The 15,084-nt window shown below is 69.9% G+C and carries 18 protein-coding genes; 6 read left to right on the top strand and 12 right to left on the bottom strand.

Annotated features, from left to right (window positions below; translation table 11 throughout):
- Nucleotides 1–57: 57 nt before the first annotated feature.
- From R2707_04900 to R2707_04930, 7 genes are all read right to left on the bottom strand, one after another.
- The gene (locus R2707_04900) at nt 58–546 is read right to left on the bottom strand and encodes a hypothetical protein (GenBank protein ID MEZ5244416.1); all 489 of its coding nucleotides are present in this window, start codon (nt 544–546) and stop codon (nt 58–60) included.
- The gene (gene rsmH / locus R2707_04905; protein ID MEZ5244417.1) at nt 546–1,511 is read right to left on the bottom strand and encodes a 16S rRNA (cytosine(1402)-N(4))-methyltransferase RsmH; all 966 of its coding nucleotides are present in this window, start codon (nt 1,509–1,511) and stop codon (nt 546–548) included. Before rsmH ends, R2707_04900 begins: the two co-directional genes overlap by 1 nt.
- A gap of 243 nt (nt 1,512–1,754) precedes the next feature.
- The gene (locus R2707_04910) at nt 1,755–2,207 is read right to left on the bottom strand and encodes a hypothetical protein (GenBank protein ID MEZ5244418.1); all 453 of its coding nucleotides are present in this window, start codon (nt 2,205–2,207) and stop codon (nt 1,755–1,757) included.
- Between the two features lie 201 nt (nt 2,208–2,408).
- The gene (locus tag R2707_04915; GenBank protein ID MEZ5244419.1) at nt 2,409–3,080 is read right to left on the bottom strand and encodes a hypothetical protein; all 672 of its coding nucleotides are present in this window, start codon (nt 3,078–3,080) and stop codon (nt 2,409–2,411) included.
- Nucleotides 3,077–3,583, bottom strand: coding sequence for an HNH endonuclease (locus tag R2707_04920; GenBank protein MEZ5244420.1), 507 nt, complete (start codon nt 3,581–3,583; stop codon nt 3,077–3,079). Before R2707_04920 ends, R2707_04915 begins: the two co-directional genes overlap by 4 nt.
- A 9-nt stretch (nt 3,584–3,592) precedes the next feature.
- Nucleotides 3,593–3,850, bottom strand: a complete 258-nt coding sequence (locus R2707_04925) for a hypothetical protein (protein MEZ5244421.1) — start codon at nt 3,848–3,850, stop codon at nt 3,593–3,595.
- Nucleotides 3,843–4,751, bottom strand: coding sequence for an ROK family protein (locus R2707_04930; protein MEZ5244422.1), 909 nt, complete (start codon nt 4,749–4,751; stop codon nt 3,843–3,845). The genes R2707_04925 and R2707_04930 overlap by 8 nt, the downstream gene beginning before the upstream one ends.
- Before the next feature lie 103 nt (nt 4,752–4,854).
- On the opposite strand from R2707_04930, the gene R2707_04935 reads away from it, so the two are divergent.
- Genes R2707_04935 through R2707_04945 form a run of 3 tightly spaced genes read left to right on the top strand, consistent with a single transcriptional unit; the run spans nt 4,855 to nt 9,390 of the window.
- Complete coding sequence (locus tag R2707_04935) at nt 4,855–5,868, top strand: MoxR family ATPase (protein MEZ5244423.1); 1,014 nt, start codon at nt 4,855–4,857, stop codon at nt 5,866–5,868.
- Between the two features lies 1 nt (nt 5,869).
- Nucleotides 5,870–7,030: a DUF58 domain-containing protein gene (locus R2707_04940; protein ID MEZ5244424.1), complete on the top strand. Its 1,161-nt coding sequence runs from the start codon at nt 5,870–5,872 to the stop codon at nt 7,028–7,030.
- The gene (locus R2707_04945) at nt 7,030–9,390 is read left to right on the top strand and encodes a DUF3488 and transglutaminase-like domain-containing protein (GenBank protein MEZ5244425.1); all 2,361 of its coding nucleotides are present in this window, start codon (nt 7,030–7,032) and stop codon (nt 9,388–9,390) included. Before R2707_04940 ends, R2707_04945 begins: the two co-directional genes overlap by 1 nt.
- Here the strand turns inward: R2707_04945 and R2707_04950 are convergent, their stop codons facing one another.
- From R2707_04950 to R2707_04970, 5 genes are all read right to left on the bottom strand, one after another.
- A complete protein-coding gene (locus R2707_04950; protein ID MEZ5244426.1) occupies nt 9,391–9,774 on the bottom strand; it encodes a DUF3040 domain-containing protein in 384 nt (127 codons plus the stop codon).
- Nucleotides 9,775–9,900: 126 nt separating this feature from the next.
- A complete protein-coding gene (locus R2707_04955; protein ID MEZ5244427.1) occupies nt 9,901–11,181 on the bottom strand; it encodes a DNA polymerase IV in 1,281 nt (426 codons plus the stop codon).
- Entirely contained in the window at nt 11,178–11,669 is a 492-nt protein-coding gene (locus tag R2707_04960) for an NUDIX hydrolase (protein ID MEZ5244428.1), read from the bottom strand. Before R2707_04960 ends, R2707_04955 begins: the two co-directional genes overlap by 4 nt.
- Nucleotides 11,670–11,706: 37 nt before the next feature.
- Nucleotides 11,707–12,426: a helix-turn-helix transcriptional regulator gene (locus R2707_04965; GenBank protein MEZ5244429.1), complete on the bottom strand. Its 720-nt coding sequence runs from the start codon at nt 12,424–12,426 to the stop codon at nt 11,707–11,709.
- Nucleotides 12,427–12,444: 18 nt separating this feature from the next.
- Entirely contained in the window at nt 12,445–13,167 is a 723-nt protein-coding gene (locus R2707_04970) for a polyprenol monophosphomannose synthase (GenBank protein ID MEZ5244430.1), read from the bottom strand.
- Between the two features lie 78 nt (nt 13,168–13,245).
- Between R2707_04970 and R2707_04975 the strand changes: the two genes are divergently transcribed.
- Genes R2707_04975 through R2707_04985 form a run of 3 tightly spaced genes read left to right on the top strand, consistent with a single transcriptional unit; the run spans nt 13,246 to nt 15,081 of the window.
- The gene (locus tag R2707_04975) at nt 13,246–13,545 is read left to right on the top strand and encodes a hypothetical protein (GenBank protein ID MEZ5244431.1); all 300 of its coding nucleotides are present in this window, start codon (nt 13,246–13,248) and stop codon (nt 13,543–13,545) included.
- On the top strand, nt 13,542–14,345 hold the full coding sequence (locus R2707_04980) for an inositol monophosphatase family protein (GenBank protein MEZ5244432.1): 804 nt from the start codon (nt 13,542–13,544) through the stop codon (nt 14,343–14,345). The genes R2707_04975 and R2707_04980 overlap by 4 nt, the downstream gene beginning before the upstream one ends.
- A 55-nt stretch (nt 14,346–14,400) precedes the next feature.
- Entirely contained in the window at nt 14,401–15,081 is a 681-nt protein-coding gene (locus R2707_04985; protein MEZ5244433.1) for a response regulator transcription factor, read from the top strand.
- The last annotated feature ends 3 nt before the right edge of the window (nt 15,082–15,084 follow it).

Genomic DNA, 15,084 nt, shown 5'->3' on the forward strand with positions numbered 1-15,084 from the left:
CAGTGCGGTTGCCGGAGCGGTTGCCGGCGCGCGTGCGGGCCCGGCGGTGAGCGTCGGTCACCGCGTGGTCCCGTCGGGCTTGCCGGCGAGCGCAGCGCTGCCGGCCAGCGGCGCGCTCGACCCGACCGGAGCGAACGGGTCGACATACTGCGGGGCACTGAGCTCACCCGGGGCGACCGGGGTCAGGATGATCGCCGAGTCGGCGGCAGGGACGAGCCCTGCGGCGAGGGCCGTGGTCTCGAGTCCCACCGCGGAGTCGGCCCACGCGAGGTCGGCGAGTCGCATCACCCGCTGCTCCTCGAGCGAGGCGATGTCGGCGTTGACCCCGTCGAGCTCGGCCTGGGTCTGCACCACGACGGCGTGGAGTCCGGCGAGGGCGAACAGCACGACGAAGAAGAACGACGCCACGATCGAGCTGATTGCGCCAACGGTCCGGGCGCGGTCCTCGGCACGGACCACGCGCAACTCGGCGTTCCGGGGCGCCGGCTTCGGTGCCGACTTGCGGACGGGGCGGGCGACGCGACGCGCCGTGCTGGACTGGGCCATCAGGCCGCCGCCAGCTTCTCGACGGCGCGGAAACGCGCGGCCTCGGCGCGGGGGTTGCGCGCGATCTCCTCGGCCGACGGCTTGCGGGCGCCACGCCACAGGAGCCGAACTTCCGCGACATAGTCCGGCGGTGGCGGCAGATCGGGGCGCGGCGGCGGACGTTCGCCGGCGGCATCGCGGAATCGCCGCTTCACGATGCGGTCCTCGCCCGAATGGTACGACAACACCGCGCAACGACCCTCCGGCGCGAGCAGCGCAAGCGCCTGGGACAGCGCGTCGTCGAGGATCTCGAGCTCCTGGTTCACCTCGATGCGGATGGCCTGGAAACTGCGACGAGCGGGATGTCCGCCCTTGCGTCGAGCTGCGGCCGGCACCGCATCGCGGATGACGTCGGCGAGTTGTGCGGTGGAGGCGATCGGTCGAGCGGCAACGATCGCCCGGGCGATCCGACGGGCGTGCGGCTCGTCGCCGTGGCGCCGCAGCAGCGATGCCAGCGCGCCCTCGTCGAGGCCGTTGACCAGATCGTCCGCCGACACGGCGGCCCGCTGGTCCATGCGCATGTCGAGTGGGCCGTCATTGCGGAAGCTGAAGCCCCGGTCCGCGAGATCGAGCTGGGGCGAGGACACGCCGAGATCGAACAGGCAACCGGAGAGTCGATCGATCCCCAGCTCACGGAGGACGTCGGAGATCCCGTCGAATCGACGGTGGCGGAGGGTGACCCGGTCGCCATGGGGAGCGAGCCGGGTACCGGCGGCGTCGAGCGCCATCTGATCCTGATCGAGACCGACCAGTGAGAGGCGCTCGTTGGCCGCGAGAAGCGCAACGGCATGGCCGGCCCCGCCGAGGGTGGCATCGACCACGTACCCATCGGGAACGTCGGTGAGCACGTCGACCACCTCCGACAGCATCACCGGATCGTGCAAGAAGTCCGCGGCGGTCGGACCAGCGGCAGTGGGGTCGTCCATGACGAAAATCGCCAAATGCCAACGAGGCCGACTCAGGGGTCGACATCGGTCATCTGCAGTCTCCCGACCGACGGCGCTCGCCGGGATTTCTCCCCGGTCGAACTAATGGCAAGCGGGCGGAGTACGGGTCTTCCATTTGTCGGTCGGAAGACTGCAGATGATCGAGTCGTCGAGGTCAGACCTGGAGGTCCGGCGCGCTCCTTTCCTGGCTCGGGGAAGGCACGGGAAGCGACAGGTGCGAGATCACGGGCGAGCCGCCAGACCGTGCCCACGCTCGATGGCGTCGGCCAGCTTCTCGGTGCCCTCGGGCGACACGTTCGCCCATCGTGCGGGGTCCCACACTTCGATCCGACGCAGCGCGCCGGTCACCACGACCGCCCGGTCGAGACCGGCGATCTCGCGAAGGTGCGGCAGCAGGCGCACACGGCCCTGAGCATCGGGCACGACCTCGTCGGCCTGGCTCGCGAATGCCCGTAGCGCGTTGACGTTCACTTCGCCGGCAGCCACTCGCTCCTCGAGCGCATCGGCCATCCGGTCGAACTCGGCTGCCGGGAGAATCGCCAGGCAGTGGTCGAGCGGCGTCACGAACGCCCCTTCGGCCAACTTCGCACGAAACGAGGCCGGAAGGATGAGGCGACCCTTGTCGTCGAGCGTGTGCTCGAAGTTCCCGACGAATCGTGCGTTGCTTCCCGACATCGTCGCCACTGTGGTCCCCCTTTCCCCTCGGCACTCCCTGGCCCTCCATGTCGCTCCACACTACTCCCATTCACACCACATTCGCAAGCGTTTCCTCCACAGGGAGCGCGAACGAACGCACGTTCGGTGACATTCGCGCCCGCGGCGCGTCGCGGCCTGCGGTCGACCACGCAAGGTGTGAACCCCGGTCCGGGGCCGGATTCAGCGCAGACGAGCGAGCGCGTGGTCGACCGCGGCGACCACGTCGCGGCCGCCGATCCCGGCAACCCGGTCACGCCACGACCCACCGGCGAGCCCCGAGCCGGGGAGCGTCAACAGGCCGAACGTCGCCTCGGCGTCCCACCGACGATGGACGAGACACTGGAAGCGGGCCCACTCCCGCGTGCGCCGCTGGCTGATCCCGACCAGCTTCCGGCCCTCTGCCGTCACCTCTCCGGGGCCGAGGCCGGCGAAGCACACGTGCGGCGACCAGCTGGTCGACTCCATCGGACCGTGATGGGCCTCGAGCCCGATGATCCCGAGCCCGTCCAGGGCGTCGACCCACACCTCGGCGAGCCAGTCGGCGGCCCTGCTCACGTCGTCGACCCACAGCGGATCGCCTGCCGGAAGCCAGACATCGAGCCACACGTGCTCGTCGGGCACGAGGAGCACCGCTCCCCCGCCGCTGCGTCGACGCACCACCGAGATCCCACGCGATGCCGCGACGGCGGTGTCGACGTCACCCTCCGACTGGCTGCTCCCGAGCGCGACCGCGGGCGCATCGACGACCATCTCCTGCACGGTGCGCCGCCGGACCGACGGCGGTGTCGTCTCGTGCAGAACGGAGGCGGGACCGTGCCTCGTCTCCCATGTGAACACGGCCGCGGACGTCACGCGCTCCGACGGTCTGCGGTGAGGTACCGCGCCCACACATGCGGCACGGAGCCTGCGGCCACCTCGATCCATGTGCTCGGTGGCGGTGGCCCGGGCCGGCGGGTGAGCCGCATGGTGGTCTCCCCGAGGAGACGATCACGCTTGGTCCCGTTGCAGCGATGGCAGGCGGCGACGACATTGTCCCAGGTGTGCCCCCCACCACGACTGCGCGGCACCACATGGTCGACCGTCTCGGCGTGGACACCGCAGTACTGGCAGGTGTGCGCATCCCGCACGAGCACGCCACGACGGTTGGGAGCACGATGCGTCGGGTACGGCACGTGGACATAGCGGCTCAGACGCACCACCGACGGCTCGTCGAGCGCGAGACGTTCGGAGCGGATGCGCCGACCCGAGGCGTGGAGCAACTCGACCTTCTCGGCGAGGATCAGACACACCGCTCGGCGCGTGGGCACGACCGACAGCGGCTCGAACGTCGCATTGAGAACGAGTACCCCGGCCATCCGCAGAACCTACCGAACCGAGCGACGCCGGTTCTCGGCTTTGCACCACGACAACCAGGCGATCAGATCGTCGGGTTCGAGTGGATGGGCGGGATCGCCGTATTGCGTGGTTGCCCGAAACGCGAGCATCGCAGGATCGGGCACGGGAAGGAAGGGCCGGCGTCGCCACCAGCCGTCGGGGATCATCCGCCGGAACTGGACGAGAGCGGTGACCCAGAGGCCGGGTTCGCGCACGACGGCGGCGGCGGCCCGGCGAACCTCACCCATCGATCGTCGCATCCGTCTCGTTGCCCAGCACATCGATGCCCAGGCCGACGAAGCCGACCGCCGCCGCCCCCACCAGTGGCCCGTCGGCGCCGAGCGCGGCCGGCCGGATCACGGTGCCCATCGAGTGCTGAAGTGTCGCAACTCGATCGATCTCCGCCTGCGCCGCGGCGAAGAAGATCTCGCCATAGCCGAGGGCGACCGAACCGGCGACCACGGCGAGTTGGAGGTCGAGCAGGTTCGCGACCGAACCGACCGCTCGGCCGACCATCGTGCCGGCGCGGATCCGTTCGTCGTCGTCGGCCTCCTCGGCGGGCGCACCGGTTCGAAAGGCGATACCCGTCCCGCTCGCCTCGGCCTCGAGCACGCCCTGCACGTGGCCGGGCAGCGACGTGCCGTTCGGCTCCACCACCATGTGACCGATGTGACCGGCATTGCCCTCGTTGCCATCGAGGAGGCGACCATCGAGCACGATGCCGCCACCCACACCGGTCGAGACGACCATCCCGATGTAGTTGCGCACGCCCCGCGCCGCGCCCTTCCAGCCCTCGGCCAGTGCCAGTGCCTTCGCGTCGTTGTCGACGAAGGTCGGGAGTCCGGTGAGGTCGGCGATCCGACCGTGGAGGGGAAAGTCCCGCCAGGCGGTGATGTTGAGCGGCGACACCGCCACGCCGCCCGCCCGCATCGGACCCCCGGACCCGACGCCGCACACGTCGACACCCGAGAGGTCGATTCCGGCGATCAGCCCGGCCAGACGGTCGAACAACTCCTCGCCGTCGGTGGCACCGGTCGACGCGACCCGCGCCCGGTCGCGTACCCGTCCGTCGATCCCGACTAGGGCCACCTCGAACTTGGTGCCTCCGATGTCGATCGCGAGCGCGGTGTCGGGAACGTCTGCTGCCACCCGCTCAACATACGGCCTCACGCCATCGCGGTGGTGTCCCGCCGCCCGCACCACCACGATTCGTCCTACGCTCTACGCCGACACGACCGCGTGCGGAGGCTCTGTGACGACAACCGATGAACACCCCGAGGCGGCCCGGGGCGGCCACGCGACCTCCCACGGCGCCTGCGAAGGGTTCGCCGAACGGTTCACATCGATTCGTCACAACGTCGAACGCGTCGTGCGGGGAAAGACCGACGTGATCCACCTGATGGTGCTCGCGCTCGTGTGCGACGGGCATGTGTTGGTCGAGGATGTGCCCGGCGTGGGGAAGACCAGCCTGGGAAAGGCGTTGGCCCGCAGCGTCGACGGCAAGTTCGGCCGCGTGCAGTTCACCCCCGACCTCCTGCCGACCGACGTCACCGGGGTGTCGGTGTGGAATCGTTCGCAGGACGCGTTCGAGTTCCGTCCCGGCCCGATCTTCTCCGATGTCCTGCTCGCCGACGAGATCAATCGGGCCTCGCCGAAGACCCAGTCGGCCCTGCTCGAGGCGATGGCCGAGCGACAGGTCACCTCCGACGGCGTGACCCACCTCCTCGGATCACCGTTCATGGTCATCGCCACACAGAACCCGATCGAGCACGAGGGCACGTATGCATTGCCCGAAGCCCAACTCGATCGGTTCCTGATGCGGCTCAGCATCGGCTATCCCGCCCGCGAGGCCGAGGCGACCATTCTCGAATCCCAGGGCGGGACCACACATCTTGCCGACACGCTTCCGCCGGTCGTGACCGCAGCAGAAGTTTGCGAGATGTCGGAGTCGGTCGAGAACGTCTATGTCGCTCCGGCGTTGCGTTCGTACCTGCTCGACCTCGCCGAGGCGACCCGTCGGCACGGCTCATTGTCGCTCGGCCTCTCCCCGCGCGGGGTACTCGCCCTTCAGCGCGTGGCCCGGGCCCAGGCCGCGTCGCAGGGGCGGACCTATGCGACACCCGACGACGTGAAGGCACTCGCTCGCGTCGTGATGCCGCACCGCCTCCTCGTGACCCCGGAGGTCCGCATGCGCGGTGTGAAACCCTCCGACATCGTCGCCGAGATTCTCGACGGCGTGCCCGTGCCGCGGCCCGAGTCGAGCTGACATGCCGACCCGGGCCGGCTGGGGGGTGCTGACCGCGGGGATCGTGATGCTCCTCGCGGGCCGCATCGTCGGCGGGCTCGAATTCATGGTTCCGGGCGCTGCCGCGATCCTCGCGGTGGTCGGGGCCGTCGTGGTGCGGCGCCTCCGCCCGTCCCGCATCGCGATCGCGAAGCAGCTCACCCCGCCGCGCGTGCCGGCGGGCGACCCGGCCCGCGTCGATCTCGAGATCATCAATCGCTCGAAGCATCGGTCACCCTTGCTGCGGCTCCACGACGAGGTCACCGGCACCCGCGGCGTCCAGCTCTCCATCGCCTCCCTGCCCGGCGAGGGATCGGCCCGGGGCGCCTACCGGCTGCCGACGACCCGCCGGGGGGTTCTCGCATTGGGACCGACCCGGATCGACGACGTCGACCCGCTCGGCCTGGCCCGACGATCACACGTGCTCGAGTCGACGGTTCGCCTGATCGTGCACCCGCTGATCGAGGCGATTCCCGTCCGCCGGGTGCCGTCCGGCGACGACCCTCTGCTCGGCGAAGAACTCCGGCGCTCGTTGGGCCTGAGTGACGAAGAGTTCGACGGACTCCGCCCGTACTCCCCGGGCGACGACCTTCGCCGGATCCACTGGGCCTCGTCGGCACGGCAGGACGAGCTGCAGGTTCGTCAGTTCCGACCGCCGCGCCACGGGCGACTGACGGTCGCGATCGACACCCGCCCGCCGGGCGACTCGCCCGAGGCACTCGACATCACCACCTCGATCGCCGCGTCGATCACTGCCTCGGTGCTCGCGGCGGGCGACGCCACCCGGGTCGAGACCACCGATGGCCGATCGACTCCCCTCGTCCACGGCAACGCCCAGCTCGATCACATCCTCGAGTTCCTGGCCCTGCTCGAGGACGGCAGCCCCACGGTCCATCCGGCGGTGCCGACCGATGCCGGGACCGTCGTGGTCGTCACCACCGACGCCACGATCGCCGCCGACCGGGCCGCCCGCCAGACGTTGGCCCAACGGCTCCGGGCCCGAATCGTGATCACGTGCGATGCCACGGCGTGGGGTTCGGCGGACACCGGCCACTCGTCGGGCGACTGGATCCATCTCACCGGCCCCGGCCAGCTCGCCGCGCTCTGGCGACTCGAGCACCACCGCAGCGCGGCCACCCTCTGATGTCGCTGCGTCGCAACGTTCTCCTCGCCGCCGAGATCGCCCTGGTCGCCTTGACGATCGTCGCCTCGATCTCGCTCGAGCGGCTGTTCGCCGACACGTCGTTCCTGCGCGACCTGCTGATCCTCGCGGTCGGCTCCCATACCGTCGCCGCCGTTTGCCGTCGGGCCCAGCTGTCGATGATCTGGGCGACGGTGATCAGCGGCCTCTCGCTGGTCGTGCTCGCGACGGCGGTCTTCTATCCCGACAACTCGGCGCTCGTGTTCCCGACGGCGGAGACGCTGCGCCTGCTCGGCGACGATCTTCGCGAGGCCTGGCGGGTCTTCGGCGAAGACGCCGCCCCGGTACCGCCGCTGCGGGGGTTCCTCGTGACCACGTCGGTGCTCACCTGGTACGGCGTGTTCCTCGCCGACTGGGCCGCGTTTCGGCTGCGCTCGCCGCTGGAGGCCGTGGCGCCGGCCACGGCATTGTTCGTCTTCGCGTCGCTGATGGGCGTCGACCGCAACGAGATCGCCCACGGCATGCTCTTCGCCGGCGGAGTGTTGGCGGTGTTGCTCACCATGCGGGCGGAGCGGCAGGTCCGTGAGGAGGTGTGGGTCGCCGGCGGAGCCTCCGCCGGCGTGCAGTCGACGCTGCGGATCGGCGGGGCCGCCGGCGTCGTCGTCGTGATCCTCGCCGCCCTCGTCGCACCGCAGGTCCCGGGGGCGACGGCGCAACCCCTCATCGACATCACCAGCATCAATGACGGCCCGGAGACCCGCTCGGTGTTGAGCCCGCTCGTCGAGGTTTCCGCGTCATTGGTGAACCAGCGTGACGTCGAGCTGTTCTCGGTGCGGGTCGACCGCGACCGACAGGACTACTGGCGCATGATGGCGCTCACGAGATTCGAGGACGAGATCTGGCGCCGGAGCTCGAACTTCGACGAGGCCCGTGGTGCCGTCGACAGCAACATCGATGCGACCGTCCCGACCAACCCGGTGATCCAGGAGTTCACGATCACCGGACTCGGCAACATCTATCTGCCGGCCGCCTACGAACTGAGCGAGGTCATCGACAACGGCGGCATCGACCTCGAGTACGAAGTGGCCACCGGCGCCCTCGTGGTCGAGCGGGGGCTCGACCAGATTCCCCGGGGTCTCACCTACACCGTCGAGTCACAGGTCCCCGACTACTCCCCCGGCGATCTTCCGGCCGACGCCACCGAGGGGCTGAGCCGGGGCTTCGTCGAGGAGCACACCCAACTCCCGCCATCGTGCGCCACCGGCGAGTCGACGCTCGACACGGGGTGCTGGCCGACCGAGGTGAGTGATCTGGCCGCCGAGATCGTGGCGGACGCCACCACCGACTACGAGCGGGTGCGTGCCCTCCAGAGCTTCTTCCTCGACCCGGCCCGCTTCACCTACGACATCGACGTGGCGTTGCGTCACGACATCAACTCCATGACCGAGTTCCTCGACCGCGGGCGCGGCTATTGCGAACAGTTCGCCTCCACGTTCGCGGCGATGGCCCGCTCCCTGGGGATCCCGTCCCGCGTGGCGGTCGGGTTCACGTGGGGCGAGTGGAGCCCCACCCGCAACGAGTTCGTGGTGCGGGGGGAGCACGCCCACGCGTGGCCCGAGATCTACTTCGCCGGTGTCGGCTGGGTGATCTTCGATCCGACACCCGGTCGCAGCCGCGGCCTCGACGGCGACATCACCGGCCTCGACACGCCCCAGCAGACGGGCCCCCAGGACGATCCGAGCTTCGTCGACGAGACCCCGACGACCACCACCGAGCCGGCGACACCCGACCCGAACGCAGGGGACTTCGGCCTTCCCCCCCGCAGCACCACCACGCTCGCTCCGAACACCGCAGCCGGCGCCGGTCCGGCGGCCACCCCGCCCGGCGACAGCGGCGGCTCGTTCCCCGCGGCCGTCGCCGCGGTCCTCCTCGGCATCGTCGCGCTCGTCGGGTTCGTCCCTGCGGTGCAGTTCCTGCGTCGACGTCGCCGACTCGGTCTCGTCGCCGCCGACCCCGTCGGGCGCGGCGAAGTCGCCTGGGACGACGCCGTCGGGGCGTTGCGCCTGCTCGGACTCACCGGCTCCCCCGATCAGACCCCGCACGAGTTCGCGTCGATGGCCGAATCGCGGCGCCGCGAGATCGGTCCGATCCGGCTCCTGGCGGATCAGGTCACCGCATTGCGCTACTCCGAGGGGGCCGACGCCGTCACCCACGCACTCGCGGCGCAGGAGTCGGCGGCCGAGATCGTGGGCCGCTGCCGACGCCAGGTGGGTCGGACCCGCCTGCTCGGCGAGGCACTCGATCCCCGCACACTTCTCAGACCGGCTCCGGCGCCGCTGTCGCTGCGGGCGGCGGGAGGCTGATCAGTCGAGATCGTCGGGCCGCTGGAACCGCTCGCGCATCCGCGAGCCCGCACCGCCGAGCGCATCGCCGAACCCGCCGCCGCGAAAACTCTGCGTCATCTGCTCGAGGCCGACCCGGCCCAGCTTGCGGGCGTTGTTCTCGAACCAGAGCAGGCTGGCGAGCATCAAGAGGAAACCCCCGAAGGCGAGAATGAACGAGGTCGACAGCAACGCCACCATCAACACGGCGCCGACGACGAACCCGAGCGACGCCCACTTCAGGTTGCGGAACGCGTGGGTGTAGACGGTCGTCTGCGCGACCTCGCGAGCGAGCGCGGGATCGGACTCATACAAGTGATCTTCGATCTCGCTGAGGATGCGTTGTTCGTCCTCGGAAAGCGGCACCGACCTACTCCTCCAGCCCTGACCTTCTGGCGTCCAGTGTCGCACAGCGCCCACCCTTGGACAACGCGCGTGCCCGTTCGATTTCCCGAATCCTCGAATCGGGTTCGCGCGCAGCACGTCGGATGATCACGATGCCGACGTCGTCCCCGGTCCCCATTGCTGCTGTCCGACCTCGAACCGGCGGAGTCCCTCGCCCTTCGCGGCGAGCGCTGCCGGCCCGATCGCGCTCGAACCGAACCTCTCCCGTATCTCGTCGACGACGCTGTCGGCGTCACTCCAGGCCGGACCGGCCACCTCGTCGAGGGTCAACTGCCGAACGGATCCGTCGACCAGTTGCGACAGGCTCACGCCGAGCAGGCGAACCCCCGGGGTCGGGTCGAGCCGGCGAAGCATGGCCTCGGCCTCGATGCCGATGGCTCGGGCGCCGTCGAGCGGTTCGGGCGTCGTGACGGAGCGGGTGATCGTCGTGAAGTCGGCGAACCGGACCTTGATGGTCACCGTTCGGCCCATCACGGCGGCGGAGCGAAGCCGACCTGCCACGGCGTCCGCCATCCGCATCAGTTGGGGACGCAGGTCGTCGTGGGTGCACAGGTCACGGGCGAACGTCTCCTCGTGTCCGATCGACTTCAGTTCCTGATCGACCACCACCGGTCGGTCGTCGCGCGCCTGCGCCAGTGCGTGGAGATGGGCACCGGCCGCCTTTCCGACACTCGCCTCGATCCGGCGACGGGGTTGGGCAGCGAGGTCGCCGACCGTCTCGATCCCCAGGCTCGAGAGACGACGCCCTGTCGCAGGGCCGACCCCCCAGAGATCACGCACCGGCATCGGATGCAGGAAGTCGAGTTCGGAACCCGGCTCGACGACGTGGACACCGGAGCCGAAGACGGGACCGCGCCGCGATGCCGTCGGCTTCGCCCGCTCGGTCGCCAACTTGGCGAGGAACTTGTTGGTGGCGACGCCGACCGAGCAGGTCAGATGCTGCTCAGCCAGCACCCGCGCCCTGATGGCCGCCGCGATCTCGGCCGCGCGCTCCTCCCCGTGCAGGGCGCCGCGCACATCCAGGAAGGCCTCGTCGAGCGACAGGGGTTCGACCCACGGCGTGACGTCGCGCAGGATCGTCATGACCTCACGGCTGACCTCGGCATAGTGCGCGTGGTCGCCGGGAAGGAACACCGCATGGGGGCACAGCCGGCGAGCCCTCGTCGACGGCATCGCCGAACGGATCCCGAAGACGCGCGCCTCGTAGCTCGCAGCGGCGACGACGCCGCGATCGCCGGTGCCTCCGACCACAACCGGCTGACCCCGCAGCTCGGGCCGCCTCCGGAGCTCGATGGACGCGAAGAATGCGTCCATGTCGACATGGATGAAACCGAGTGTGCCGTCGGGCGGGCGACCGGCCGTGCTCACGGCTGGATGCGTTCGGCGGACATCTCGGCGGGCACCCGTCCGAGCGCTCGGTACGCGAAGTGTCGGCTCTCTCGCCATGGTTCCGCGATCCAGCGACGCATCGGCTCGGCGACCCAGGGCGGGCTGGCGCCGAGGCGGTCGTGGACCGTCGCCGCGTCGAGGAAGTCGGCCTCGATCACGATGCCGTCCGGATCGTCGACGACGATGTCGCCGAGGTAGGCCTCGGCGAGATGCACCTCGACCTCGAGGTGCATCTCCAGATCGACGAAGTGCACCTCGGTCGTCCAGCACAACTGTGACCAGGTGGCGACGGCCAGACCGGTCTCCTCTTCCACTTCGCGGCTCAGCGCGCCGAGCAGCGTCTCGCCGGCATCGACGACACCGCCCGGCGTCGACCAGTCGATCCGGCCGTCGCGACGACGGTTGGCGACGAGAAGGAGACCGTCGTCGTTGGTGATCAGGCCGCCGGCCACCTTCCATTGCCGCATGCCCTCAGCATGCCAGCCACAGCCCCGCCGGGGGCGTTCAGCTGTCCGCGTTGAACTCCACCGCGCCACCGGCGCCGAGTTCGGTCTGCACCGGCGCGATCTCGATGGCGGGCGTCGAGATGCGAGCGGCGCCGAGTTCGGTCGACACCCCGACCGGCGCCGCGGGCGGCGCGTCCCGGTCGGCGACGAGGACCAGTGTCCCCATACCGGTCGCGGCGATGACGACGCCGACGAGCGGAAGCAGCAGCTGGCGCCGAATCCGCCGCTGGTCGGCCGCGACGTCGGACCCTGAGTTCATGAGGCGGCGGAGTCGGGCATCGACGTCGTCGCCGGCGAGGGACAGGGCGACGGACAGCACGTCGACGTCGACATCGCGCAGCTGCAACGGTGTGCCGACCGACAGATCCCGCAGGCGGTAGACGAGTGCCAGGTAGCGGGTCAGGATCGCGTCGGGTCCGAAGCTCGGGTCGACGTCGATGTCGGTGCGGTTGACGGCGATGCGCCCCTCGTCCAGGTCGATGACCAGCTGCGAGCGTTCGGGTACCAGTCCGGCGCCGGCGATGCCGTAGGCGTCGACCAGGGCGGCCAGCATCGGCTCGTCGAGATCCCGACGACCGTGCTCGACGTCGTCCAACTCCACGACCGAGAGGCCTGCCCCCGACGCGAGATCGGCCAACTCCCGACCCGCGGCCAGGCGAGCCTGGCGGAGCAGAGCGCCGAGACGGCGCGGCGGAACGAGACTCGTGGTCGTGCTCATACCCTCACGGGTCGGCAGTCAGCGGCGGAATCTGAGCAGGCGGTCGCGCACGCCCCACCAGGTGACGAGCACGAGTGCCTCGACCACGATCCGGCTCGACATCTTCGAGGTGCCACGCACCCGGTCGACGAACTGGATCGGCACTTCCTCGACCGTGCCGCCGCTCTGCAGCACGCGATGGGCCATCTCGATCTGGAAGCCGTAGCCGTCGGCGCGCACCGTCTGGAAGTCGATCTTCGCGAGGGCGCTCGAGGCGTAGGCCCGAAAGCCGCTCGTCGCATCGTTCACACCGATTCCGAGCACGCGGGATGCGTAGCGGTTGCCCCATTTCGACAATGCACGACGATGCCACTTCCAGTCGGGAATGGACCCACCTGCGATGTAGCGGCTGCCGATCGCCAGGTCGGCGCCCGCCTCGACCGCGGCGAGCAGCGACGGCAGCGCCGCGGGATCGTGCTGGAGGTCGCTGTCCATCTCGACCATCACGTCGAAGCCGTGGATCAGGCCGTGGCGGAAGCCGTCGCGATACGCGGACCCCAGACCGGACTTCGACGGTCGCCGCATGACTTCGACATTGCCGATCTCGGCATCCATCGACTCGGCGATGTCGGCGGTGCCGTCGGGCGAGCCATCGTCCACCACGAGCACGCTGGCATCGGGGCATGCGGCGCGCAGCAGGCGAAGCACCTCCCGGATGTTCGCCGCCTCGTCGTATGTGGGAAGAACTACCAGGGCACGCACCGCCGGGAACTCTATCCTGGGGCACCGGAGGGGCGCGCCGCCTCGGTCCGTGCCGTCTCGCGTCGGTAGGCTGCGGCCGTGGCTTCCTCCTCCCCCAACCCGTCGACCGCCGGGTCACCACAGACCGCCGCGCCACCGCTGCTGGCTCGGGTCCTCGCGATCATCTCGATCCTCATCGGCGGACTGTGCGGCGGCCTGATCGGCTTCGCGGTGACCGACGTGTCGTGCACCGACGGGTGCACGACGACCGCCGGCGTCGTCGGATTCGCGAGCGCGATCGGCTGTGCGCTCGGGGTCGCCGTCGTGGCCGTGCTCGCGCTACGAGCAATGGCCGAGTGGGACGAGAAGGAAACCCGCCGCCGAGCCCACGAAGAATGAGCGCCCGCCCCGACGAGCCGCTCGCGCACGGGTTGCTCGCGCTCGCGGATCGTGCCATCGACCTGGTGGTACCCGGCCTCCGCGAGGCCCTCCACACGATGGACCTCGATGCCGGCACGAAGTCGAGCCAGACCGACCTCGTGACCGAGTTCGACACCTGGTCCGAACGCACGATCGTCGATGCGATCACCGCGGCTCGACCCGACGACGGCTTTCTCGGCGAGGAAGGCGCCCGCGTCGAGGGGTCGACCGGCGTCGTCTGGCTCATCGACCCGATCGACGGGACGACCAATTTCGTCTACGACCTCCCGGGCTGCTCCGTGTCGATCGCCGCGTCGGTCGACGGTGTGATGACGGTCGGTGCGGTCCACGACCTGGTACGCGACGAGCGCTTCCGGGCGACGCTGGGCGGTGGCGCGACCCGCAACCACGAACCGATCGCCGTGAGCCGGCGGCGCGACCTCGCGACCTCTCTCGTCGCGACCGGCTTCTCCTACGACGCCGACCGTCGCAGAGCCCAGGCCGCCGCCCTCACGATCCTGCTTCCCCAGGTGCGCGACATCCGCCGTCTCGGCGGTGCCGCCGTCGACCTCTGCGCGCTGGCGTGCGGACGTGTCGACGCGTACTACGAGCGAGGACTGCAACCGTGGGACTCGGCCGCCGGGGCCCTGATCGCCACCGAGGCCGGCGCGGTGCTCGAGGATCGATCCGCCCTCGACGGCGCTCTGGTCGGCGCGGCACCGGGCATCTCCGAAGATTTCTTTTTGCTCGTTGATGCGGCAGGAGGCCACACCGCCTGAGCCGATTCGCCGTGTGGTCGCCATTCGCGGCCGGAATCTGGCACGATCATGCATCGTGGGAAGCCGAATTCTTACCGTTGAGGACGACGAACGCATCCGCACCTCGGTTCGCCTCGCCCTCGAGGACGAGGGATACGACGTCGTCGAGGCCGAGTCGGGCGAGGACGCGCTGCTCGCGTTCGGCCAGAACCCGGCCGACGTCGTACTGATCGACATCATGCTCCCGGGCATGGACGGCTTCGAGGTCTGTCGGGCCATCCGCAAGATCTCCGACGTCCCGATCGTCATGGTCACCGCACGAGCCGACACCCACGATGTGGTGGCCGGACTCGAAGCCGGCGCCGACGACTACCTCACGAAGCCGCACGCGCCGAAGGAGCTGTCCGCTCGCATCCGGGCGTTGCTGCGTCGAGTCCGACCCGCCGAACCCGGCGCTCGCCACCTCGTGTTCGGTGAACTCGAGATCATCCCCGACGAGGGCGTGGTACGCGTCGGGACCCGAGAGGTCCACCTCACGAAGACCGAGTTCCGGCTGCTCGTCGAACTCGCATCGAACGCCGGCCGGGTGTTCTCCCGCGAGGTGCTGCTGGAGCGGGTGTGGGGCTACGGCTACTTCGGCGACGGTCGCCTCGTCGACGTGCACATCCGACGACTCCGCACGAAGATCGAGCCGGATCCGGCCAATCCGCGCCATGTCGTCACCGTTCGGGGCCTGGGCTACAAGCTCCAGGCCTGATCC

Source organism: Acidimicrobiales bacterium (genome assembly GCA_041394245.1).
In the GTDB taxonomy this organism is placed as follows: domain Bacteria; phylum Actinomycetota; class Acidimicrobiia; order Acidimicrobiales; family Aldehydirespiratoraceae; genus JAJRXC01.

Excerpts from the sequence above, each read along its gene's own strand:
- rsmH (MEZ5244417.1), bottom strand. The coding sequence starts at position 1,511 with ATGGACGACCCCACTGCCGCTGGTCCGACCGCCGCGGACTTCTTGCAC.
- R2707_04925 (MEZ5244421.1), bottom strand. The coding sequence starts at position 3,850 with ATGGGTGAGGTTCGCCGGGCCGCCGCCGCCGTCGTGCGCGAACCCGGC.
- R2707_04900 (MEZ5244416.1), bottom strand. The coding sequence starts at position 546 with ATGGCCCAGTCCAGCACGGCGCGTCGCGTCGCCCGCCCCGTCCGCAAG.
- R2707_04980 (MEZ5244432.1), top strand. The coding sequence starts at position 13,542 with ATGAGCGCCCGCCCCGACGAGCCGCTCGCGCACGGGTTGCTCGCGCTC.
- R2707_04940 (MEZ5244424.1), top strand. The coding sequence starts at position 5,870 with ATGCCGACCCGGGCCGGCTGGGGGGTGCTGACCGCGGGGATCGTGATG.
- R2707_04945 (MEZ5244425.1), top strand. The coding sequence starts at position 7,030 with ATGTCGCTGCGTCGCAACGTTCTCCTCGCCGCCGAGATCGCCCTGGTC.
- R2707_04910 (MEZ5244418.1), bottom strand. The coding sequence starts at position 2,207 with ATGTCGGGAAGCAACGCACGATTCGTCGGGAACTTCGAGCACACGCTC.
- R2707_04965 (MEZ5244429.1), bottom strand. The coding sequence starts at position 12,426 with ATGAGCACGACCACGAGTCTCGTTCCGCCGCGCCGTCTCGGCGCTCTG.
- R2707_04960 (MEZ5244428.1), bottom strand. The coding sequence starts at position 11,669 with ATGCGGCAATGGAAGGTGGCCGGCGGCCTGATCACCAACGACGACGGT.
- R2707_04920 (MEZ5244420.1), bottom strand. The coding sequence starts at position 3,583 with ATGGCCGGGGTACTCGTTCTCAATGCGACGTTCGAGCCGCTGTCGGTC.